At 46.3% G+C, this 22,010-nt stretch carries 22 protein-coding genes; 4 read left to right on the top strand and 18 right to left on the bottom strand.

The window, feature by feature from the left end; genetic code table 11:
• Nucleotides 1–109 precede the first annotated feature (109 nt).
• The 14 genes from RCG24_RS17500 to RCG24_RS17435 all read right to left on the bottom strand — a co-directional run bounded on the left by RCG24_RS17500 (nucleotide 110) and on the right by RCG24_RS17435 (nucleotide 14,504).
• On the bottom strand, nucleotides 110–817 hold the full coding sequence (locus RCG24_RS17500; RefSeq protein WP_202654484.1) for an ABC transporter ATP-binding protein: 708 nt from the start codon (nucleotides 815–817) through the stop codon (nucleotides 110–112).
• Nucleotides 818–1,597, bottom strand: a complete 780-nt coding sequence (locus RCG24_RS17495; protein ID WP_202654485.1) for an ABC transporter ATP-binding protein — start codon at nucleotides 1,595–1,597, stop codon at nucleotides 818–820.
• Nucleotides 1,572–2,546, bottom strand: a complete 975-nt coding sequence (locus RCG24_RS17490) for a branched-chain amino acid ABC transporter permease (RefSeq protein ID WP_202654486.1) — start codon at nucleotides 2,544–2,546, stop codon at nucleotides 1,572–1,574. Before RCG24_RS17490 ends, RCG24_RS17495 begins: the two co-directional genes overlap by 26 nt.
• A gap of 15 nt (nucleotides 2,547–2,561) precedes the next feature.
• Complete coding sequence (locus tag RCG24_RS17485) at nucleotides 2,562–3,443, bottom strand: branched-chain amino acid ABC transporter permease (protein WP_202654487.1); 882 nt, start codon at nucleotides 3,441–3,443, stop codon at nucleotides 2,562–2,564.
• 146 nt (nucleotides 3,444–3,589) lie between these two features.
• A complete protein-coding gene (locus RCG24_RS17480; protein ID WP_202654488.1) occupies nucleotides 3,590–4,777 on the bottom strand; it encodes an ABC transporter substrate-binding protein in 1,188 nt (395 codons plus the stop codon).
• 305 nt (nucleotides 4,778–5,082) lie between these two features.
• Nucleotides 5,083–6,294 (bottom strand): MFS transporter, encoded by a 1,212-nt coding sequence (locus RCG24_RS17475; protein ID WP_202654648.1) that lies wholly within the window; start codon nucleotides 6,292–6,294, stop codon nucleotides 5,083–5,085.
• A 288-nt stretch (nucleotides 6,295–6,582) separates the two neighbouring features.
• A complete protein-coding gene (locus RCG24_RS17470) occupies nucleotides 6,583–8,442 on the bottom strand; it encodes an ABC transporter ATP-binding protein (protein ID WP_308077596.1) in 1,860 nt (619 codons plus the stop codon).
• A complete protein-coding gene (locus tag RCG24_RS17465; protein WP_308077595.1) occupies nucleotides 8,411–10,174 on the bottom strand; it encodes an ABC transporter ATP-binding protein in 1,764 nt (587 codons plus the stop codon). Before RCG24_RS17465 ends, RCG24_RS17470 begins: the two co-directional genes overlap by 32 nt.
• Before the next feature lie 209 nt (nucleotides 10,175–10,383).
• Nucleotides 10,384–10,551 carry a hypothetical protein gene (locus RCG24_RS17460; RefSeq protein WP_202654491.1) on the bottom strand — a complete coding sequence of 56 codons (168 nt, stop codon included), beginning with the start codon at nucleotides 10,549–10,551 and terminating at the stop codon, nucleotides 10,384–10,386.
• A 230-nt stretch (nucleotides 10,552–10,781) separates the two neighbouring features.
• Nucleotides 10,782–11,123, bottom strand: a complete 342-nt coding sequence (locus RCG24_RS17455) for an ASCH domain-containing protein (RefSeq protein WP_202654492.1) — start codon at nucleotides 11,121–11,123, stop codon at nucleotides 10,782–10,784.
• A gap of 246 nt (nucleotides 11,124–11,369) precedes the next feature.
• Nucleotides 11,370–12,167, bottom strand: a complete 798-nt coding sequence (locus RCG24_RS17450) for a DUF2705 family protein (RefSeq protein ID WP_308077594.1) — start codon at nucleotides 12,165–12,167, stop codon at nucleotides 11,370–11,372.
• 12 nt (nucleotides 12,168–12,179) lie between these two features.
• Entirely contained in the window at nucleotides 12,180–12,977 is a 798-nt protein-coding gene (locus tag RCG24_RS17445; RefSeq protein WP_202654494.1) for an ABC transporter permease subunit, read from the bottom strand.
• Between the two features lie 3 nt (nucleotides 12,978–12,980).
• Nucleotides 12,981–13,865 (bottom strand): ABC transporter ATP-binding protein, encoded by an 885-nt coding sequence (locus RCG24_RS17440; RefSeq protein WP_202654495.1) that lies wholly within the window; start codon nucleotides 13,863–13,865, stop codon nucleotides 12,981–12,983.
• A gap of 15 nt (nucleotides 13,866–13,880) precedes the next feature.
• Nucleotides 13,881–14,504 (bottom strand): TetR/AcrR family transcriptional regulator, encoded by a 624-nt coding sequence (locus RCG24_RS17435; protein WP_202654496.1) that lies wholly within the window; start codon nucleotides 14,502–14,504, stop codon nucleotides 13,881–13,883.
• A 146-nt stretch (nucleotides 14,505–14,650) separates the two neighbouring features.
• Here RCG24_RS17435 and RCG24_RS17430 point away from each other — a divergent pair, with 146 nt between their 5' ends.
• Nucleotides 14,651–15,628 carry a nuclease-related domain-containing protein gene (locus RCG24_RS17430; protein WP_308077593.1) on the top strand — a complete coding sequence of 326 codons (978 nt, stop codon included), beginning with the start codon at nucleotides 14,651–14,653 and terminating at the stop codon, nucleotides 15,626–15,628.
• 43 nt (nucleotides 15,629–15,671) lie between these two features.
• Here RCG24_RS17430 and RCG24_RS17425 read toward each other — a convergent pair whose 3' ends face one another.
• Together RCG24_RS17425 and RCG24_RS17420 are read right to left on the bottom strand one after the other, a co-directional pair.
• The gene (locus tag RCG24_RS17425) at nucleotides 15,672–15,944 is read right to left on the bottom strand and encodes a hypothetical protein (RefSeq protein ID WP_308077592.1); all 273 of its coding nucleotides are present in this window, start codon (nucleotides 15,942–15,944) and stop codon (nucleotides 15,672–15,674) included.
• A 118-nt stretch (nucleotides 15,945–16,062) separates the two neighbouring features.
• On the bottom strand, nucleotides 16,063–16,221 hold the full coding sequence (locus RCG24_RS17420; protein WP_308077591.1) for a hypothetical protein: 159 nt from the start codon (nucleotides 16,219–16,221) through the stop codon (nucleotides 16,063–16,065).
• 107 nt (nucleotides 16,222–16,328) lie between these two features.
• Here RCG24_RS17420 and pepT point away from each other — a divergent pair, with 107 nt between their 5' ends.
• Entirely contained in the window at nucleotides 16,329–17,564 is a 1,236-nt protein-coding gene (gene pepT, locus RCG24_RS17415) for a peptidase T (RefSeq protein ID WP_202654499.1), read from the top strand.
• A 41-nt stretch (nucleotides 17,565–17,605) separates the two neighbouring features.
• Here pepT and RCG24_RS17410 read toward each other — a convergent pair whose 3' ends face one another.
• Nucleotides 17,606–18,523, bottom strand: a complete 918-nt coding sequence (locus RCG24_RS17410) for a phosphotransferase (RefSeq protein ID WP_202654500.1) — start codon at nucleotides 18,521–18,523, stop codon at nucleotides 17,606–17,608.
• Between the two features lie 393 nt (nucleotides 18,524–18,916).
• Nucleotides 18,917–19,822, bottom strand: coding sequence for a glutamate biosynthesis transcriptional regulator GltC (locus tag RCG24_RS17405; protein WP_202654501.1), 906 nt, complete (start codon nucleotides 19,820–19,822; stop codon nucleotides 18,917–18,919).
• A gap of 345 nt (nucleotides 19,823–20,167) precedes the next feature.
• On the opposite strand from RCG24_RS17405, the gene gdhA reads away from it, so the two are divergent.
• Both gdhA and RCG24_RS17395 read left to right on the top strand, forming a co-directional pair.
• Nucleotides 20,168–21,550, top strand: a complete 1,383-nt coding sequence (gdhA, locus tag RCG24_RS17400; protein WP_202654502.1) for an NADP-specific glutamate dehydrogenase — start codon at nucleotides 20,168–20,170, stop codon at nucleotides 21,548–21,550.
• Between the two features lie 106 nt (nucleotides 21,551–21,656).
• On the top strand, nucleotides 21,657–21,785 hold the full coding sequence (locus RCG24_RS17395) for a DUF4023 domain-containing protein (RefSeq protein WP_202654503.1): 129 nt from the start codon (nucleotides 21,657–21,659) through the stop codon (nucleotides 21,783–21,785).
• The last annotated feature ends 225 nt before the right edge of the window (nucleotides 21,786–22,010 follow it).

Below are 22,010 nucleotides of genomic sequence, written 5' to 3'. Positions count from 1 at the left end.
CGGTGTCTTTGCTCACGAAGCTTTCCATTGTGTGCTTATACCCAATAGGAAAGTTAATGCTTTCCTTTTCGGCTAAAAAAAGGTATCGGAGAGAATCCCGATACCTTTTTCAATGTCCGCCCAAATAAGCTTTCCTGATTTGATCACTCTCACCCAGCTCTGCCGCGGTTCCGGCAGCAACAATTTTTCCAGTCTCAATGACATACGCACGGTTGGCAATCGATAAGGCCATATTGGCGTTTTGCTCAACCAAAAGAATCGTGGTACCCGTTTGATTGATTTCTTCAATGATGCGAAAAATCGTTTTAACCAAGAGCGGTGCCAGACCCATTGACGGTTCGTCCAATAGCAGCAGCCGTGGCCGTGCCATCAACGCCCGGCCCATTGCCAGCATTTGCTGCTCACCGCCTGACAATGTCCCTGATAGCTGTTTGCGGCGTTCCTGGAGGCGCGGGAACAACTGATACACCTTTTCAAAATCCTCGCGAATGCCGTTTTTATCTTTACGCAAATAAGCGCCTAACTCCAGGTTTTCCTCGACCGACATATTGGCAAACACACGGCGGCCTTCAGGGACGTGGGAAATCCCGCGCTTGACAATTAACTGTGGCACTTTCCCGGCGACATGCTCGTCCTCAAGCAAAATCTCCCCGCTCTTCGGCTTTAATAAACCGGAGATCGTCTTTAACAGGGTACTTTTTCCGGCACCGTTCGCACCAATCAAGGTCACAATTTCACCGGGATGGATCTCGAGAGTTACTCCTTTCAATGCATGGATATTGCCATAATAAACATTGATATCATTCACTTTCAGCATTTAAGAGACCTCCTCGCCGAGATAGGCTTCGATGACTTTTGGATTGTTTCGGATTTCTACCGGCGTGCCTTGCGCAATCAACTGGCCGTGGTCGAGGACATAGATTCGCTCACAAACCCCCATGACTAGGTTCATATCGTGCTCAATCAATAAAATCGTTAAATCAAACTTCTCGCGGATCAAGGCGATTAAATTCATCAGTTCCTCTGTTTCCTGCGGGTTCATCCCGGCCGCAGGTTCATCGAGAAGCAACAGCTTCGGCCCTGCCGCCAGCGCCCGGGCAATTTCCAGGCGGCGCTGCTGTCCGTAGGGCAGGTTCTTCGCCTGCTCATACAGCACATCATCCAAATTAAAAATTTTTAAAAAGTCGATGGCCTTTTCCTCCATTTCGCGCTCACCGGCAAAATGGGATGGGAGGCGGAGAATCGAGCTGACAATGGAATGCTTCGCCTGCGTGTGATAAGCAATCTTGACATTGTCAAGCACAGACAAGTCATTGAACAATCGAATGTTTTGGAACGTCCGGCTGATCCCTTTTTTGGTAATTTTATGGGGAGCCATACCGTTTAATTTTTCCCCGTCAAGCAAAATGCTGCCTTCCGTCGGCACATAGACGCCAGTTAACAGGTTGAAAAAAGTCGTCTTCCCGGCACCGTTTGGCCCAATCAAACCGACCAATTCGCCTTTAAGGAGCTCAAGGTTGACTTCAGAAACGGCCTTCAGTCCGCCAAATCGAATCCCAGCATTGTCTACTTTAAGCAATGGTTTGTTTGTTGACATCTTGAGAACCTCCTTTAGCGCCTTTGCCGATTTTTAAGAGGTCGGTAAATTCTTTCGTACCCATTAATCCTTGTGGACGGAACAGCATCATCACAATCAGCACAAGGCTGTAAATGAGCATCCGAACCTCAGGATAATTGGATAGGAATGTGGAAATAATTGTTAACAAAATTGCCGCGATAACCGAACCGGACATGCTGCCCAAGCCGCCGAGAACGACCAAAATCAAAATATCAAAGGACTTTAAAAAGCCGAAGTTGGCTGGCTGAATAATATAAAAATTATGAGCATGCAGCGCACCGGCAACGCCGGCAAAAAACGCACCGATGACAAACGCCATTACTTTATAATACGTCGTATTAATCCCCATCGCATCGGCGGCAATTTCATTCTCACGAATCGAGAGGCAGGCCCTTCCATGGGTAGAATTGGTAAAGTTTATAATCACGACAATGGTAATCAGGACACACGCCATTAACCACGGCCATGTTGTCAGGTGAGACACCGTCATTCCACTGGCGCCGCCGACATAATCAATATTTAAGAAAACAATTTTCATAATCTCGCCGAAACCGAGCGTGGCAATCGCCAAATAGTCACCGCGCAAACGTAACGTCGGAATCCCGATCACCAGCCCGGCAAACGCCGCTGCAATCCCGCCGACAAGCAAGGCTAATGGAAACGGCAACGCCAATTTCATCGTGATAATCGCCGACGCATAGGCACCGACGGCAAGGAAGCCGGCATGTCCAATCGAAAACTGCCCGGTAATGCCGATGATTAAATGCAAGCTGACTGCTAGAATAATATTAATCCCAATTGAAAACAGCGTGTTAACATAAAATGAATTTAACGTTCCTCCGGTAATAAGGAATTGAATCACAACGGAAAAAATAATGGCTAAAACGATTGAGAGCCAAAAACCTTTTACATGTTTCATTGATTTCATCGCTTAAGCCACCCCCTAGACCTTTTCCCTGACATTTTTTCCAAATAATCCGGCAGGACGGAAAATTAAAATCACAATTAATACGACAAACGCCACTCCATCACGCCATAGCGAGAAACCTGCGGCGCTGACGAGCGCTTCAATCACACCCAACAATAAACCGCCGACCATCGCCCCCGGGATAATTCCGATTCCGCCTAAAACGGCGGCAACAAAAGCCTTTAACCCCGGGATGATCCCCATCAACGGTTCGATTTTTGTATAGTAAATCCCAAACACAACGCCGGCTGCCCCGGCAAGCGCCGAGCCAATCGCAAACGTTGCGGAAATGGTATTATCGACATTAATGCCCATCAATCTTGCGGCATCCTGATCATGGGAAACAGCCCGCATCGCCTTGCCGATTTTTGTTTTATGGACAATATATTGCAGTAAAATCATTAACACAATCGCAACGCCCAGAATTAACAACGACTGGCCGCTGATACTGACGCCAAAAAGATCAATACTCTTGAGCGGAACTATCCCGTCTGGATAAGCTTCCGGCTGTGCTCCGCGGATATAAATCGTGCCATATTCAATAAACAGCGAAACCCCAATCGCCGTAATTAAAGCGGCAATCCTGGTCGCGTTTCGCAGCGGTTTATAAGCAATCCGCTCAATCAGGACACCGAACAGGGCACAGGCCGCCATTGAAACAAGCAATGCTGGAAAAATACCTAAATCCATAACTGTAATCGAATAAAAACCGATAAATGCGCCGACCATGAAGACATCCCCATGGGCGAAGTTGATGAGCTTGACGATTCCGTATACCATTGTATAACCGAGAGCAATTAGTGCATAAATACTTCCTAAGGAAATGCCGTTTACCAGCTGCTGTATAAGTTGTTCCATGAAAGCAACTCCCTTTCTAAAGGGAATAGGGAACATCGACATGCTCCCTATTCATTTAAAAATTATAAATTTGTCTAGCTCCAGTCCCTAGCGACTAGCGTCCAACCTTGGCCGTACGTCGCTAAACGGTAACTTCCGCTTTTCTTTTATGGATTAACTTTTGTTTTGAATTTTTGTTCGCCGTTTACATATTCCAGAATAACAGCAGATTTGATTGGGTTGTGCTTATCGTCAAGTTTCATTTTTCCGGTTACCAGGTCAAGGCCGTCCGTTTCAGCAAGTGCCTTTTGAATTTTCTCCGGATCGGCGCTGCCGGCACGCTTAATGGCATCGGCAATAAAGTAAGCGGAGTCATAACCTAAAGCATTAAAGGCATCAGGAGACTTGTCGCTGTATTTTGCCTTAAAGGCTTTCACAAACTCTTGTACCTTTGGATCAGAATCGCCAGAAGAATAGTGGTTGGTAATAAATGTATTGTTTAATGCTGCTTTTCCAGCAAGTTTAATCAGCTTCGGAGAATCCCAGCCGTCAGCCCCCATCATTGGTGCGGTAATGCCTAACTCACGAGCTTGTTTCACGATTAGACCAACTTCTTCGTAATAACCTGGAATAAAGACGAATTCAGGTTTTGCCCCTTTAATATTGGTTAACTGTGCATGGAAGTCAGTATCCTTAGCAACATAAGCTTCTTCCTTGACAATTTTTCCGCCATCCTTTGTGAATAATTCTTTAAAGGATGCCGCTAAGCCTTTCGAATAGTCGCTGGAGCTGTCGATGAAAATAGCAGCTGTCTTAACCTTTAACTCATTAAGCGCAAAGTTTGCTGCTACCGTCCCTTGGAATGGATCGATGAAGCAGGTACGAAAGACGAAATCATTCAGCTTGCCGTTTTTAAATGTTACATCCTCTGCCGTTCCGGTCGGTGTTAACAGCGGTACTTTATTGCTTTGGGCAATTTCAATCTGTGCTTTTGTATTTCCGCTTGTAGCTGCCCCGATGATCGCTGCAACTTTATCCTGGCTGGTTAACTTCGTTGCCCCGGTAATCGCCTCCGGTGCATCAGACTTGTTGTCATACGGAACAAGCTTCAGTTTTTTGCCGTTGACACCTTCTTTGTTGATTTCTTCAAACGCTAATTCGATCCCCTCTTTAATCGACTGGCCGTAAGAAGCAACCCCGCCGGATAACTCAAGGTTCGCACCGATTTTAATCTCGCCGCCCTTGTCCGCTTCTTTGCTATCTCCTCCACCGCTTGTACTAGAGTTACAACCTGCCATTACCCCTGCCGCTAGCATCAATGATGCAAAAATGCCGGCTACCTTTTTCTTTCTCATTGTTTTACCCCCATTTTTTAATATTTTCCCAAGTTAGTAATCGAAGTCTTGGCAAAAAAGATAATATTCTGAAAACATTGTACATAATAATTTTACGTTCGTCTAGTATTAATATTTGTTTTTTTGAAATAATTTAAAAAATGCCAACAGTCTGGATTATTATTGATTCTATCGCTTTACTCAGTTAAAAACTAAAAACAATATATTTTTATAAATAGGATAAAAATATTTTGTCTAAATATGATTTTTTTTGAATAAATAGGAAAAAAGAGACTCCCATAAAAAGGAATCCCTTCAAAATAACATTAAATGAGGTCCTGCTGCTTCGTTTCTTTTCCCAAAATAAACACGGCTAGTGCTCCGATCAAGATGGAAACACAGAAAATAGTGAAAATCATGGCCACAGAAATCTTTTGGGCAACGAGATAGCCGACCAATAATGGACCCAGCACTCCGCCAATTCGTCCGACGGCCGCTGCCATGCCGGCGCCAGTTCCTCGAATCAGCGTTGGATATTGCTCAGGGGTATAGGCATACAGCCCGCCCCAGGCACCAAGGTTGAAAAATGATAACAGGATTCCTGATGTCATTAACAACGCTGTTGAATCGGCCGTCCCAAAAAAGTAGGCACTCACCGCCGTCCCAATGAGATAAACAATCAGGACAAACTTACGGCCAAATTTTTCAATAAACCAAGCCGCGGTAAAATAGCCTGGCAGCTGTGCCAATGTCATGATCAGCACGTACTCAAAGCTTTTAATTAAACTGAAGCCTTTCATCACCATCACACTTGGAAGCCAGAGGAACATGCCATAGTAAGAAAACACGACACAGAACCAGACAATCCATAGCATTGCCGTCTGCCTTACATGCTGTTTCGACCATATTTTTGCGAGATTTTCAAACACAGAAACCGTCTTTTTGGCTTGGGCGGCAGCGAATTTTGGTGAATCCGGCAACCCGAGCCGCAGGTAAATGACATAAAGTGCAGGCAAGGCACTAATAATCAAGGCAGTCTGCCAGCCGTAAGCCGGAATCACAAAATAGGAAATAACCGCTGCAACCAGCCAGCCTACGGCCCAAAAGCTTTCCAACAGGACAACCGTGCTGCCGCGTTTCTCCACCGGAACACTTTCCGAGACAAGCGTTGAGGCCACCGGAAGCTCGCCGCCCAAGCCGGCGCCAATAATAAACCGGAGTACTAAAAAGATAGCCAAACTGCTCGTAAACGCAGAGGCGCCGCTCGCAAGTGAAAAAAGTAACAAAGTAATCATAAACACAGTTTTGCGGCCAACTTTGTCGGCCATTAAACCAAAGACAAGCGCGCCGACAGCCATGCCAATGGAGTTGACGCTGCCAATCCAGCCCATCTGCCCCGGGGTTAACTGCCATTCTGCCTGCAGCGCCGCAATAATAAAGCTTAGCATCCCGACATCCATGGCATCAAACATCCAGGCCGTCCCGGCAATACCAAGCAGCTTACGGCTGGAAATACCGTCGCTGTTATTTACCTTCATTCCAAGCGGCTGTGCGCCTGAAATCCCCCTTGTATTGCTCATTTTCATCCCTCCATGTTTTTTAAATAGTATGTTGAAACAATACATGTATTTTAACAGCTGTCTTTACACTTGTCACCAATTTATTTCCTACTTGAGCCTTTTGTAACTAGCTTTTGAAAAATCGCCGATATTCTTGCACAGTTTTGCAGATATAATTTAAAAAATTGCAGAGATCCAGCACGGAAAATAAAGAAAAATTTGCAGCTCATTTTTCCAAGTCAAAAAAAGCGAGGGATGATCCGTCCCTCACTCATTTAGCGCGCTTTCGACATTTTTAAATTGGTTGAAAAACATTTGATAATAGCGGCCTTGTTTTTTCATTAATTCCTCATGGCTGCCTTTTTCAATGATTTCGCCGTGATCAATGACCATGATCATATCAGCGTCACGAATCGTGTTAAGGCGGTGGGCAATAATGAAGCTCGTGCGATTCTCCATCAGCGCTAACAATGCTTTCTGAATATGAAGCTCAGTCCGGGTGTCAATGCTGCTGGTCGCCTCATCCAAAATCAACAGTGCCGGTTTCGCCAGCATCACCCGGGCGATTGCTAACAGCTGCCGCTCGCCTTGGCTCAAGTTGCCGCCGTTTTCCGCAAGCACTGTCTCATATTGCTGCGGCAGGCGTTTAATAAACCCGGCGGCACCCGCCATCCGGGCCGCTTTTTCCACCTCTTCATCGGTCGCATCCGGCTTACCGTATTTAATATTTTCCTTTACCGTCCCGGAAAATAAGTACGTATCCTGGAGCACAAAACCAAAGCAGCGCCGCAGCGAATCTCTCGTATATTCGCGGATATCGCGGCCATCTAACAAGATCCTGCCGCTGGTGACATCATAAAACCTCGTCAACAGATTGACGACCGTTGTTTTTCCCGCACCGGTCGGCCCGACAAGCGCAATGCTGGTGCCAACCTCAGCTTCAAAGCTGACATTTTTCAAAATCGGCACATCGGGGCGATAGCCGAAGCTGACGTTATCAAAGACGACATGACCCTGCGGATGCTGAAGCGGCACCGCGTTCGCCAGGTCGACGGATTCCTCCTCTTCATCCATCATTTCAAATACCCGCTCGGCACCGGCAACACCCGACTGAAGGATGTTAAAGATGTTGGCAATGTCATTAAGCGGGCGGACGAATTGCCTTGAATAAGTAATGAAGCTGGCGATCGCACCAATCGTGATCTGACCTTTGACAGCAAGGACACCACCGACCATTGCGACAATTGCCAGGCCCAGATTGTTAATGACGTTCATAATCGGCATCAGAAACCCCGACCAAATCTGCGCCTTAAGGCCGACCTCACGGAGTCTGGCATTGACGCTGTCAAACTCTTCGACTACTTTATCCTCATGGTTAAAGGCTTTCACGACCTCGATCCCGGAAATCGTCTCCTCGATCTGTCCGTTTAACTGGCCAAGCTCGACCTGCTGCTGTTTAAACAAGACGCTGGTGCGCTTGGCAATCGTCCGCGTCAGCAAATAGACAAGCGGAATCGTGATCATGCTGGCCAAGGTTAACAACGGGCTTAAGTAAAGCATCATCAGGAAGGAACCGGTCAGAACAACGAGCCCCGACATTAATTGCGTCGTCGACTGCGAGATGGTGTTGCTGACATTGTCAACGTCATTGGACAGCCGGCTCATCAGCTCCCCATGTGTGCGGGAATCGAAAAAAGCGACCGGGAGCTTTTGCAGCTTGTGAAAAATGGCATCGCGCAAATTTTTCACAATCCTTCCAGCTACGCCCGCCATCAGCCAGCCTTGCATCAGCGTAAGCACAGCATCAGCGATATAGGCGATTGCCAGTACCAGGATCATTACTTCCAAAAGCGCGAAATCAACTTTTCCATGTTTCAACGTCATTGCATCAATCGCCTTCCCAATCAGGAATGGGTTGAGCAACATCAGCACCGCGTCAATCAGAATAAAGCTGAAAATCAGCGTGAGCATCTTTCTCTCCTTGCCGATATAATCCCAAAGCCGTTTCAGGGTGCCGCTGAAGTTTTTCGGCTTGACAACCGGGCCACGGCGATGATGGGCCCCGCCCGGTCTTAATGGTGGAGGCGTGACCGGATTATTCTGCTGCTGTGTGGTTGTTTTCGCCATCTACGGACACCTCCTTGCCAATTTGCGAGCGGTAAATTTCTTGATAAACGCGACAATTTTTCAATAATTCCTGATGCGTTCCCACCCCGGCGATTTCACCATGGTCGAGAACGACGATTTTATCAGCATCCAGCATGGAGGTGATCCGCTGGGCAATGATGATACAGGTCAGCCCCTTGGCATATTGTTTTAAGGCCTGTTTGATTTTGGCCTCAGTGTTGACATCAACGGCACTTGTGCTGTCATCGAGGATCAGAATTTCCGGTTTTTTCACCAATGCCCTGGCAATTGCCAGCCGCTGCTTTTGGCCGCCGGAAAAATTAACCCCGCCTTGGCCGATCGCGGTCCCATAACCTTCCGGCGTGGCGCTGATAAACTCATGCGCCCCGGCAATCCTGGCCGCTTCGACGATTTCTTCCTGTGTCGCATTTTCTTTCCCCCAGCGAATATTTTCAGCAACACTGCCGGTAAATAAAGTATTCTTTTGCGGTACGAAGGCAATTTTTTTCCGAAGTGCTCTCGGGCTTACGGTCGCAACATCTACCCCGCCCACCTTTACTGTACCGGATGTGGCATCATAGAAGCGGGGAATTAGCCCGACTAGGGTACTTTTGCCGGACCCGGTTGAGCCGATGATGCCCACCGTTTCCCCCGGGAGGATCGTCAGGCTGATATCTTTTAGCACCGGCTCAGCTCCTTCTGTCTCATAAGAGAAACTGACGTGTTCAAAATCAATCCGGCCTGTTTGCGTACCGCTCTGTGCTAGCGTGTTCTTGCTCCATGTCTGTTTGCTTTCTTCGGAAAAAACGTCGCCGATTCTTCCCGCCGACGCCTTCGCGCGGACAAACATATTAAACACCATTGTGATCATCATCAATGATGTTAAAATTTGTGTCATATAATTGATAAACGCCACAATATGGCCGACCTGGATGCTGCCATTATCAACGCCCAAGCCGCCGATCCAAATGACGACAACAATCCCGAGATTGACGGTCAGCATGATCGCCGGGCTGAAAATCGACATCAGTCGGCTGGCGGCAATCGAGCGACTTTTAAACTCATCGTTTACCCTAGTAAACTTGTTGATTTCCACCTCGAAACGATTAAACGCCTTAACGACGCGGACTCCTGATAAATATTCGCGCATCACCAGGTTCACTCCGTCCAACGCCTGTTGCACTTTGGAAAATAACGGGAAGCCCAACCTAAGGTTGATGATGATCAGAATGGCGACAAGCGGCACAACGACCGCCAGGACAACCGAGAGTTGCAGATTCAGCCGGGTAGCCATCACCAGCCCGCCAAGTGCAAGCAGCGGTGCCTTGACAAAGATTCGCATTAATCCGTTGACAAAAATCTGCACCTGGGTGACATCATTGGTCAGCCTAGTGATGAGCGACGCGCGGTCAAATTGATCGAGATTTTTAAATGCCAGGGATTGAATTTTTTTATACAAATCGGATCTTAATTCGGCGCCAAAATTTTGTGAAACGATGCTGGCTAGGATACTCCGCGTTGACGCGGCGACCGCTCCAAATGCGGTAACGAGCAGCATCACCCCACCCATTTTCAATACGTAGTGGATGTCATTATGGGCCACGCCCTCGTCGATTACCTTGGCAATAATCGTCGGCTGCAGTAAATCGCAAATCGCCTCTAACGTAAGAAAAAACACGGCAATGCTGAAAGACAGCCAATATTTTTTGATGTATTTTCCTAAATAACTCATAGAGTTTCTCTCCTCAAAAAGTCTTTCAACATTTCATGAAGTGGATCCTCAATCAGTGGAGTACGCCTTATACCCCACCAAAACTTTGTTTAACGAAAGTTTTGCGGTGAGGGCTACACTCCCGGAAAAAGGGATAAAGCTATTATAATGATGTTTTTTGGTGATATACAAATATTTGAGCCGATTATGTGGGGCCACATATAGCTGTGTTACTTGCGGATACACTCTCTAATTGGCAGGTAACCGGTTTCAATCGACGATATAGCCATCTCAATTGGCGGAAGGCGCTCTCCTATTGGCGACATTGCCAATTCAACTGGCGTTATAGCTGCTTCAATTGGCGATTGGCGCACTTTAATTGGCGCAAACTCATTCAACTGGCGAAAAGCCCTCTCCTATTGGCGACATTGCCAATTCAACTGGCGACATAGCTGCTTCAATTGGCGATAGACGCACTTCAATTGGCGCAAACTCATTCAATTGGCGGGATAACATCCTCAATTGGCGATTGATGGCTTTTTTCTAGCGGCTGTCATGTTTACAGTAGCCCCGCCATAAAAAATCAAGTCCACAGTGCAAAGATCTGTGGACTAACTGAACCCTTCTATTAAACTGCGCTAAATTCATGCACCCAGACTCTCATTTGCGGCAGCCATGGCATACCTGGATGAATTGCGAGGATTGACTGTTTATATTCCTCTACAGAAGCAAAGCCCTCGCGGCGCGCATCATCCTCTGTCAGCTCACCCAAGCTTTGGGAATACACCTTATCAACAACAAACTGACGTCCCTCCAGGGTCATGATTTCTCCCGGGTCGGCATAGCGGCCATTGCGGCGGGTGGCTGTTTTTTCCCCGGCAAGCACTTTCTTGACATCCTTTTCTAACGTCACTAAGCGCTCAATTGTACACGTTTTTGGCGGCAACGATTGATGATTATTTTGCGACATCCTAAATTCCTCCCTTTTCCAACCTATTTATATATTATATTAACACTATTATTAATGTATTAAACACTATTAATATGTATAAAAAATCCTGTTTATTCCCATCAAGTTGTTGCCCCCGGAACCAAAAAAGAAGGATGCCTACCACTTAGGAGCATCCTTCAACTTCTAATCCATCCCAGCCAACAAGCCCACCACATCATCACAATATAGAAGTTTTCTAACATTACTGCTGCTTCATTTTTGTGATTATATTTGCAAATCTCGTTTTTGATAAAAATGGTAAGTAATGGCAATTAGAATCGTAACCACTACAATGGTGATCGCAACAAACGTAGTTTCCAGCGTACCGTCCGCCAAGACCCTTTTTGCTTCAAAATATTTAAATGGCGTTACATATTGCAGCCATTCAATTTTTTCATTCAAATCGACGGCGATGGAGAGGAGATACGTTAGTAGCAGTAGTACCGTTCCCAGTGCGGCCGCACGCTTCGGCCGTTTTCCCACCGCCGCAATCACCGCGCCAACTGCCAGAAAAATGAGCTGCACTAGAAACATCCCCGCCATTAATAAGTAAATATCATCAAGCTGTTCCCCGGTTTGCTGATAATGACTCACCATTGCCAGCGATAGAACTAAGGTTACCAGATTAAAGATGACCACATTTACCAAAGCCGCCAGCAGCTTTGAACTGATAATCCGGGTACGTGAGATTGGCTTTGCCATCAGAAATTCCGCTGTTTTGTCGCGCTCTTCCTTGGCAATAATATTAGCGCCCAGCATCAACGCATGAATTGCCGCCAACAGCAACAAGTAGTAAAACAGCATGCCGTAAAACCCGATAGCTGTCGACAAATCCAAGTCTCCCGTCCCAATAATTACCTGGAGCGACTTCGGCATCTGCGAAATCAATTCGTTAATCGATTGACCCGATGAACTGTATCCTTCATATTTCGCCATTCCGGCGACCACCATGAACAGAAGCCCGATTCCCCAAATGATTAACGACTTCCGATTCGCCTTCATTTCCCGCCAAAATAGATTCACTGTCCACACCCCCTACACCGCATGAATATCTTTTTTCGCATAAATGAAATAGCTTGCCGTGACCGCGACAATGATAAAAATAACTTCAATGACGATAAACCGAATTTCATAGGTTTGATGTTTGCTAATATAACCCGGATCATAATACTTAAACGGTGTCAGATAGCGCACCGCCTTATCACCAATGACCGATCCGAACATATTGAGAATGAAAAAACCAAACACCGTTCCCAGTGACAGCGGCAACACCGATTTTATTTTTGGAACAAGGACGGAGATGAGGATGCCAAGTGCCAAAAACATGCATTCAACGAAAAACGCCGTCAGCGAAATCAACAGGAATGCCTTGGTGTCAAATGACCTCTCGCTGACCGCCTGCGCCGCTACTAACGCGGCCATGATAACTACCAGATTGGACAAAATGAGCGAAACGACAGCCGCGAGCAGCTTCGCGGTAACAATTTGCGTTCGCGTGACCGGCTTGGTTAGCAGGAAATCCGCCGTTTTCTCACGGGTTTCTTTGGATAGCATCGAGACTCCCAGATTCATTGCCTGAATCGCACCGCATAACACCACATAGGTGAAAACATACGAGTAAAATCCTAACAGTGAGGTGATCGAATCAAGTGACATCCCGATGGCTTTGCGCAAGGATTCTGGATAGTTTTCCAGCACCTTTTTAAACGCCTCCGAATCCTTGGCGATGGACGGAAACAGAGCCATAAACAGGACGACAACCGCCACTAATGACAGCGTCCAAATGATCGTCGACTTGCGATTATCCTTTAATTCATGGAGAAATATATTCATCGCTCAATTCCCCTTTTCATAGTAATGCATGAAAATCTCCTCTAAATCCGGTTCCTCAATCCACAGGTTTAACAGCTCCAGCTGCGCCAATTTTTGCAGCATTAAATTGATATTGCCGCTGTAAAGAAAGCTTACGTGCAGGCCATCAATTTCCAAATTCTGCACCCCAGCAATTTGTAAAAAGCCCTGCGGCATGGGCGCCTTCGTCTCCAGCTTAAAGCGTTTATGGTTGTTTTCCTTTAATGTACTGATTTTTTCGACCTTGACGAGTTCGCCTTCCTTAATAATCGCCACGCGGTCGCACATTTTCTGCACCTCGCTTAAGATATGGGAGGAAAAGAGAATCGTCGTCCCTTTCTTATTTTCCTCTTTTAACAGATCGAAAAATTTCTGCTGCATCAGCGGGTCGAGACCGCTCGTCGGCTCATCAAGAATGATCAGCTTCGGCTCATGGAGCAGTCCTTGAACGATACCCACTTTCTTCTTGTTGCCAAACGACAGGTCGTCAATTTTTTTGTTGAGGTCAAGGTCGAGCAGCTCCGCCAATTGTTTGATCCGCTGACTGCAATCCTTTTTATAAAAACTGCCTGAATATTTCAGCAGGTCCTTAACTTTCATGTTGTCATAATAGAACACTTCCGACGGCAGGTAGCCGATTTCCTTTTTGATTTCCGGGGCAAACTTGACCGAGTCCTTGCCAAAAATCGTTGCGCTGCCGCTTGTCGGATAAATCAGCGACAGCATCGTGCGGATCGTCGTTGACTTGCCAGCGCCATTCGGGCCGATAAAACCAAAAATCTCGCCTTCCTCCACCGTAAAGCTGATGTTGGAAATCCCTCTTGCCTTGCCATACGTTTTTGTCAGATTATTTAACTCAATCACATTCATCGCCGGGAGCCCCCCTTATTTATAGAAAACTTTAATTAATACTTCAAAATACTGTTCTGCCTTCATGCTGACCTGTTGATAATCAATTTCATGCGTTGGTAAAAACTTGGCTTTGTTTAGCTCCTCATCACTTAATTTTTCAAACGTCCAGGTAATGATTTTTAAGATTTTTTCCAAATCAATATCATCGCGGAATTTCGTGATATCAATATTTTCGTACATTTTGGCGAAGTTGGTTTCCAGCAGTTGCTGATACTTTTCGGCAAACTCCGCTTTAATTTCACGGGAATCCTCTATATAGACCGCTTGGAGAAAATGGAAAAGAGCCGGATAAACAGAGAGCAGCTCCATTTTAATGGTTACCGCCGCGCGCATTCTTTTGAAAAAATCAGTCTCGGATAAATCAATTTTTTGATAAAACTCCGTAGCAATCAGCTCATAGCAATAGTCAAACAGAAATAAATATAATTGCTTTTTGTTCTGAAAATAGTGAAACAAGAGCCCTTTTGAGATCCCCGCTTCTTTGACAATTTCATTCGTCGAGGCACTATCATATCCTTTCTGGGCAAACTCCTTAATCGCCGCGTTAATGATGCGGTCTTGTTTTTCCTTATCTAAGTTGAGAAATTTCGAAAACACCTCGGCACTCCTCCTTTGACCACAACGGTCAATTGTAGTATATTCTCGATTGACTCCACTGGTCAATAGATAGTTAAGGATATTTTTTACAAAATCATGAACGATATAGTTTAGACTTCGGGAATATGCTACGATGCAAGGTGGAGGTGATTGACATTATTATTAAAAATCGCGATTTTTCCTTAAAATTAGCAGGGTTAGCTGCCGCGCGACACCGCTTATCCGCCGAGCATCCGATTCTGCCCGTGTTAGCAGCAAAGCAAGCGGCCATGGAAGCCGGGATCGGCGGCGAGGATCGGGTGGCAGAGGTCTTGTCCCAATTTTCATTTCCCTTCGACATCCACATTTTTCACGATTTATCCCCTTCAGCCGATGAAAAATTCCAAACGGACACACATTGTTTAACCCCATGGTATGGCTTGGTGTTAGAGGTGAAAAATATCAGCGGGATTCTGGAATTTAACGAAAATCCACCGCAATTAATCAGTACCAAGGAGGATGGCTGTCAATATGGCTACGAAAGCCCCGTTAGTCAATTACAACGCAATTGCGAGTTTTTACGTGAATGGTTTTTGCACCGTGGCATCCAACTCCCGATTTATGGCGCAGTCGTCCTTGCATACCCGAAACAAATTGTGAAAACTGCCCCACCCCGGACGAAACTGTTATTCCCCAACATGATTCCCACTTATCTAAAATCGATCCCGCAGCAGGGGCAACAATTAACTCCCGAAACGTTTAACTGGCTGTCTGCCGAGCTGCTTAAGAGTCATCAACGCTATCTTCCCAAGCCTATTTGTGAAACCTATAAACTTCGTTGGAGCGACTTTCGAACAGGCGTAGGATGTATAACGTGCGGCAGGCTGGGAATGATTAAGCAGCCGAGAACATGGGTATGCCCTTTTTGCCAGGCAACCGATCCCCTGGCACATCAACGAGCCTTGCTCGAATGGTATTTGATTTTTAAGAGAACGATCACCAATCGCGAGTGCCGGGAGTTTTTGCATGTGAATGATATTCATATAGCAAAACGGATTTTGCAAAATATGAGCTTTAAAAGTGAGGGGGATTATCGTTACCGGAAGTATATTATGAATATCAAAAACTTTAACCTATTTGATTGATAAAAATTAGCTGCGCCAATTGGAGGGGGTCTCGCCAGTTGATTTACTTCCCGCCAATTGGAGGGCAGCTTTCGCCAATTGATGATACTTTCTCGCCAGTTGGAGAGGGATTTGCGCCAGTTGGAGCCCACTTCCCGCCAATTGATTTACTTCGCGCCAATTGGAGGGCGACTTTCGCCAATTGATGATGCTTTCTCGCCAGTTGGAGCCCGCTTTGCGCCAATTGATTTACTTCGCGCCAATTGGAGGGCAGCTTTCGCCAATTGATGATACTTTCTCGCCAGTTGGAGAGGGATTTGCGCCAATTGGAGCCCACTTTGCGCCAGTTGATTTACTTCCCGCCAATTGGAGGGCGACTTTCGCCAATTGATGATGCTTTCTCGCCAGTTGGAGAGGGATTTGCGCCAGTTGGAGCCCACTTTGCGCCAGTTGATTTACTTCCCGCCAATTGGAGGGCGACTTTCGCTAATTGATGATGCTTTCTCGCCAGTTGGAGAGGACTTTGCGCCAGTTGGAGCCCGCTTTGCACCAGTTGATTTACTTCCCGCCAATTGAAGGGCCTCTTCCGCCAGTTGATAATGCTTTCTCGCCAATTGATAACACGCGCCCCTGTGTCAACACGTATTCCAAAAAATGTGTATCCACTCCCTTAAAGTGATATGATAATCATGTACATAACTTAGTAAGGGAGTGCTGCACATTGAAAGATGAACTGATCAAAAGATTTACCTCGTATGTGAAGGTGGATACGCAGTCTAATGAAGACAGTGAAACTTGTCCGTCAACCGAGGGCCAGTGGACGCTGCTTCGGATGCTGGTGGATGAATTAAAGGAAATTGGCATGGAAGAGGTGACGATTGACGACAACGGTTATGTGATGGCGACCTTGCCAGCGAACACGGACAGAAACGTGCCCACCATCGGCTTCCTCGCCCATGTTGACACGGCGACCGACTTCACTGGAAAAAATGTCAACCCGCAAATTCATGAAAATTACGATGGCGGCGACATTACCTTAAACGAGGGATTAAATGTCATCCTGTCACCAAAGGATTTTCCGAACCTTAAAAACTACAAAGGTCATACGCTGATCACAACTGACGGCACGACGCTACTGGGCGCGGATAACAAGGCTGGGGTAACGGAAATCATGACCGCGATGCACTATCTGATTCAGCACCCGGAAATCAAGCACGGCAAGGTGCGCGTGGCCTTCACGCCGGATGAGGAAATTGGCCGCGGGCCGCATAAGTTTGACGTTGCAGCGTTCAATGCCAAGTTTGCCTATACGGTTGACGGCGGACCGCTCGGGGAGCTGGAATATGAAAGCTTTAACGCGGCAGCGGCAAAAATCACCATCAAGGGAAACAATATTCACCCGGGTTCAGCCAAGGATAAAATGGTGAACTCGATGAAAATTGGAATGGAGCTACACAGCCAACTGCCAGAACAAGAGGCGCCAGAGCATACGGAAAATTATGAAGGCTTCTACCACCTGATTTCATTCAACGGCGATGTCGAACAGACAAAGCTTTATTATATTATCCGCGACCATGACCGCGAGAATTTTAACAATAGAAAAGTAACGATCGAAAACATCGTCAATGATTTAAGGAAAAAATATGGTGCTGACAATATTCAGCTTGAACTGAAAGATCAATATTACAACATGCGTGAAAAAATCGAACCGGTAAAGGAAATCGTTGAAATCGCGCAGCAGGCAATGGAAAACCTTGATATCAAGCCAATCATTCAGCCAATCCGCGGCGGTACGGACGGCTCACAATTATCATTCATGGGGCTGCCGACACCGAATATCTTCACCGGCGGGGAAAATTTCCACGGTAAATATGAATTTGCTTCCGTCGAAAATATGATCAAAGCCACTCAAACTATCATTGAAATTATCAAACTATTTGAACAAAGAGCAAACTAAGCGCAGCAGCAAAAAGCTAACCTGCAACTCAGGTTAGCTTTTTAACATGCACGCTGACACAGCTGTTCTAAACATCCAATGGTCTCCAATCGCTGCCTTTCCAGCTGTTCTTTGGACCAGTTTCCCGCATCGGCCTGCAGATCACGCCCAATCAATAACAGCATCCATAATGAAAACACTGCGGCGAACAGGTAATATTCCTTTTTAAAAACCTCCCTGTCAACCGGCTGATCAAGCTGATCAAGATAACAATCGAGGGCCGCTTCCCGCAGTTTGCAGGTCATCTTTTTCGAAAAAACAGGGTGCGCCATATCGATGACATGAAATAGATCCCAATAAGGCAGGTTCACATGGGCATGCTCCCAGTCAAGCACGATCAAGCGACCGCCGGCAAGGGCAAAATTGCCTTGATGCAGGTCCCCGTGGGATACCACCGGCTTCATGGTAAACTCGAAATCATCAATGAGCCGGAGCTGCTTTTGGGAAAACAACTTCCGGCTCGCCCAGACTTCCACGGCCATTTCTTCAATTCCCGGCTTTATCCCGGTTACCGGAATATCCGGAAAGCCATCCAAAGAAAGCGAGTGCCACAGTGCGGCCGACCGCACCGCAGCCAGCAAGCTTTCCTCGCGAAACTCATGAGACAGCGGACCGAGGTCCTCGAGAATTAACCAGCTGTACTGAGGGTTATCGCTAATCCGATAGGCAATCATTTTAGGAAAAACGACGGGAAAATGGGGGAGAATCTGTTCATACACCCACACTTCCCGACCTAATTGTGCATTGTTCGTTAACGGTTTAAAGATGTACGATTCCCCTGCAGGCATAAAAAACCTTTCCACCGAGCGGCCGTTGTTGCCGCGGTAAAGGATTTCTCTTCCGGCAATCAGTCCCCTATTCAAAGTACCATCTTCTAGTACAATTGCCGCTGGCAGCCGCTCGGTCCCACTCTCAGTCATCACCGCAAGCCTCCGCCAAAGCGCCGGCAGGGGAAACCGCCCAGATAGCAACCCCATGTAACTGCGGGCCGCCTTCGCAGCGTTTTAAATTCATCAAGATCATACAAACTCCCCCTTTTCGTGAGGTTTCAAGAGCCGACAAAGATAGAAGGGTGATAACCCTCCTTTCATACATATGTATGTTGGAAAGGTTTATATCCTCAAGCAGCAAATTTTAATGCAGTCAAAACCTATCTTCAAGCCAGTAATTTTTTTTGCGAACCGAATCCTTCCTTCAAGCCAGTAATTTTTTTGCGGATCGACCCCTTTCTTCATTGCCAGTAATTTTTAAAAGCGGTCGTCAATCCCTTTTTCAAAAAACCTGCTTTTTAAAAGCCAGCATCAATCAAAAAACTAATTTTTATAGCGGTCGAGAATGCTAAAGAATTCTTTAAGAAACTCATAAAATAACATTTCTGCCGGCAGCAGGGAGCGGTCTGCCGGAATAATCACCCCGACCGTGCGGCTGACATCAGGCTCGGTAATCGGAATTTTGACGGTCGAGCGCGGCAGACCGTCAATCAGCGTAATTTCAGGGATCAGCGTCACCCCGAGACCAGCCGAGACTAATCCTTTAATTGCATCAATATCTTCTCCCTCAAAGGCAACCTGTGGGGCAAACCCCAGCTGGGCGCAGGCATCGACGATTATTTCCCGCAAAATATAGCCGTCCGGAAATAACACAAAGGCGGCGTCCCGCAATTCGTTTAACTTCAGGAGCCGCTTATCGGCAAGAGGGTGAGACTGCGGCAGCAGAGCGACCATTTTTTCCGTAAACAGGGTTCGGCCTTTAATCTTTTTTTCCCTTTTCGGCACCGGGCCAAGGAGCGCCAAATTGAAATCACCTCTAGCCACACCAGCAATTAAGTTGGCGTAAGAGCTCTGGTTCAGCTTAAATTTAACCTGAGGGTAGCGTTCACGAAAGGCCGAAATGGCGGTGGGCAAGGTATAAGCGGCAAGACTGCTTGGGAAGCCCACACGGATCGTCCCTTTTTCGGGATCAATCTGTTCCTCCACTTCCCGTTTGGCATTTTCAATCAGCTTCATGGCCTGCTCCATCTGTCCTAAAAACATTTCCCCAATCGGGGTTAGCTTAACATTCCTTCCTTCGCGGAAAAACAAGCTGACCCCCAGCTCTTCTTCCAAATTAAAAATTTGCCTGCTGACAGCAGATTGTGCAACATGCAGGGCATGGGCAGCCTCGGTTACATGCTCTCTTTTGGCCACCTCTATGAAATATTGAATCTGTCTCAACTCCATCTGCCCGCCACTCCTTTCTGGAAAATAACCCTCGGTTCCTTTAAGCTAGCTTGAAACAAAATGTTTTCATTCCTTATGATGTGATGCAGCGTTGATTTTTGCGCTGCATGGTGGACTACAAAAAAGGAAAAAATTTTACCAACGTCAGATCCATTCCACTACGCCTTATGAACCACCCTAACGGACTCGCCAATCGGCGAGTTATCACTTATCTCATTTCGGCATTAAACCTATCTATTATTCATATTGCTTAGATTATTCATCCATTATAAAATAAATCGACGCCAATAAAAAGAATTTTCAGTAAACATTTAATCAAAATTTTTTACAAAGGGGTTGATTCCTATGCAAACAATTGAAGATGTAAAACAATCAGGAACCCAAGCGGTGAGGGATTATGTCAATGAGGTTTTCGAAACGGTAAAACGCCGCAACCCTTTTGAATATGAATTTCACCAAGCAGTAGAAGAAATTTTCAACTCTCTCGTACCGGTTTTGGAGAAACATCCAAAATACATCGAGCAGGGGATTTTAGAACGAATTGTCGAGCCGGAAAGAGCAATTACCTTCCGCGTTCCTTGGGTCGATGACAGCGGCAAAATTCAAGTAAACCGCGGCTTCCGCATCCAGTTCAACAGTGCCATCGGACCGTATAAAGGGGGCTTGCGCTTCCACCCGTCGGTTAATGCCAGCATCATTAAGTTCCTTGGGTTTGAGCAAATTTTAAAGAATTCGTTAACTGGCCAGCCGATCGGCGGTGCCAAAGGCGGATCAGACTTTGACCCGAAAGGAAAATCCGACGCTGAAGTGATGCGCTTCTGCCAAAGCTTTATGCAGGAGCTTTACCGCCATATCGGTCCGGATACCGATGTTCCCGCCGGTGATATCGGCGTAGGCGGCAGAGAAATTGGCTACCTGTTTGGAATGTATAAGAAGCTGCGCGGCAATTTTGAACCTGGTGTATTGACGGGAAAAGGGCTCAATTATGGCGGCAGCCTTGCGAGAACCGAAGCAACCGGTTATGGGACCGTTTATTTTGTCGAGGAAATGCTGAAGGATAAGGGCATGAGCTTTGAAGGAAGCACTGTCGTTGTTTCCGGTTCAGGAAATGTCGCCATTTACGCGATTGAAAAAGCACAGCAGCTGGGGGCAAAGGTTGTTGCTTGCAGCGATTCCAACGGATACATTTATGACGAGGACGGTATTAAACTGGAGACGGTTAAAAAGCTGAAAGAAGTAGAACGAAAAAGAATTTACGAATATGTCGATTATCATCCACGGGCACAATATTTTGAGGGTTGCTCCGCTATTTGGTCAATCCCTTGTGATATCGCCCTTCCTTGCGCGACGCAAAATGAAATTGACGAAGCAGCAGCCAAATTGCTGGTAGCCAACGGAGTTAAAGCGGTTGGGGAAGGCGCAAATATGCCATCCACCCTTGAGGCGGTTGATGTGTTCTTAAATAACGAAATTCTCTTTGCTCCTGGAAAAGCAGCCAATGCCGGCGGTGTCGCTGTTTCTGCTTTAGAAATGGCACAAAACAGCGCCAGACTCGCTTGGTCATTTGAAAAGGTTGACCGCAAGCTTCATGAGATCATGGTTAACATTTACCGCAACAGTATCAATGCCGCTGAAGAGTATGGCTTCCCAGGCAACTTAGTCGTTGGAGCCAATATTGCCGGATTTGTAAAAGTTGCCGATGTCATGATTGCACAAGGGTTAATTTAAATCAGCATTGACGCCATGGTCATTGCATTCGTTTGTAAAAATCTCCCCAAAAGGGAGATTTTTTTTGCCTGGATGGTAACACTATGACTGGTAAAGGAGGGCTGATATGATGGAACAAGGAAGCACACATGAGTTTGTCGAAAAATTGCATGAAAAGCAAGAAAAGAACAGAAAAAATCAGCATAGACAGGGCGACAATGCCCCAAGTAAAAGATTACCGAATAAAGAACATTAAATGAAAACTCTCCGATTGGTAAGTCCGTTAGAGCGGTTCATAAGGCGTTGTTGAGTTTATACAACAGGGAAGCATAAAAGGGGGTAGAATTTTATACTCCTATTAGAATAGAGAAAACTCCCCGATTGGCGAACCTTTAAGGCGAAGACAGAGGCGTAGTTACACTTATGCCTACCATGAAGAAAGTATAACTGTTTTCATTCTTTGTGGTGCAGCGCTGATTTT

Source organism: Neobacillus sp. OS1-32, from assembly GCF_030915425.1.
GTDB classification, from domain to species: domain Bacteria; phylum Bacillota; class Bacilli; order Bacillales; family Cytobacillaceae; genus Neobacillus; species Neobacillus paridis.
Note: the sequence above shows the minus strand (reverse complement) of the source record. Positions and strands in the feature narration are given on the sequence as shown.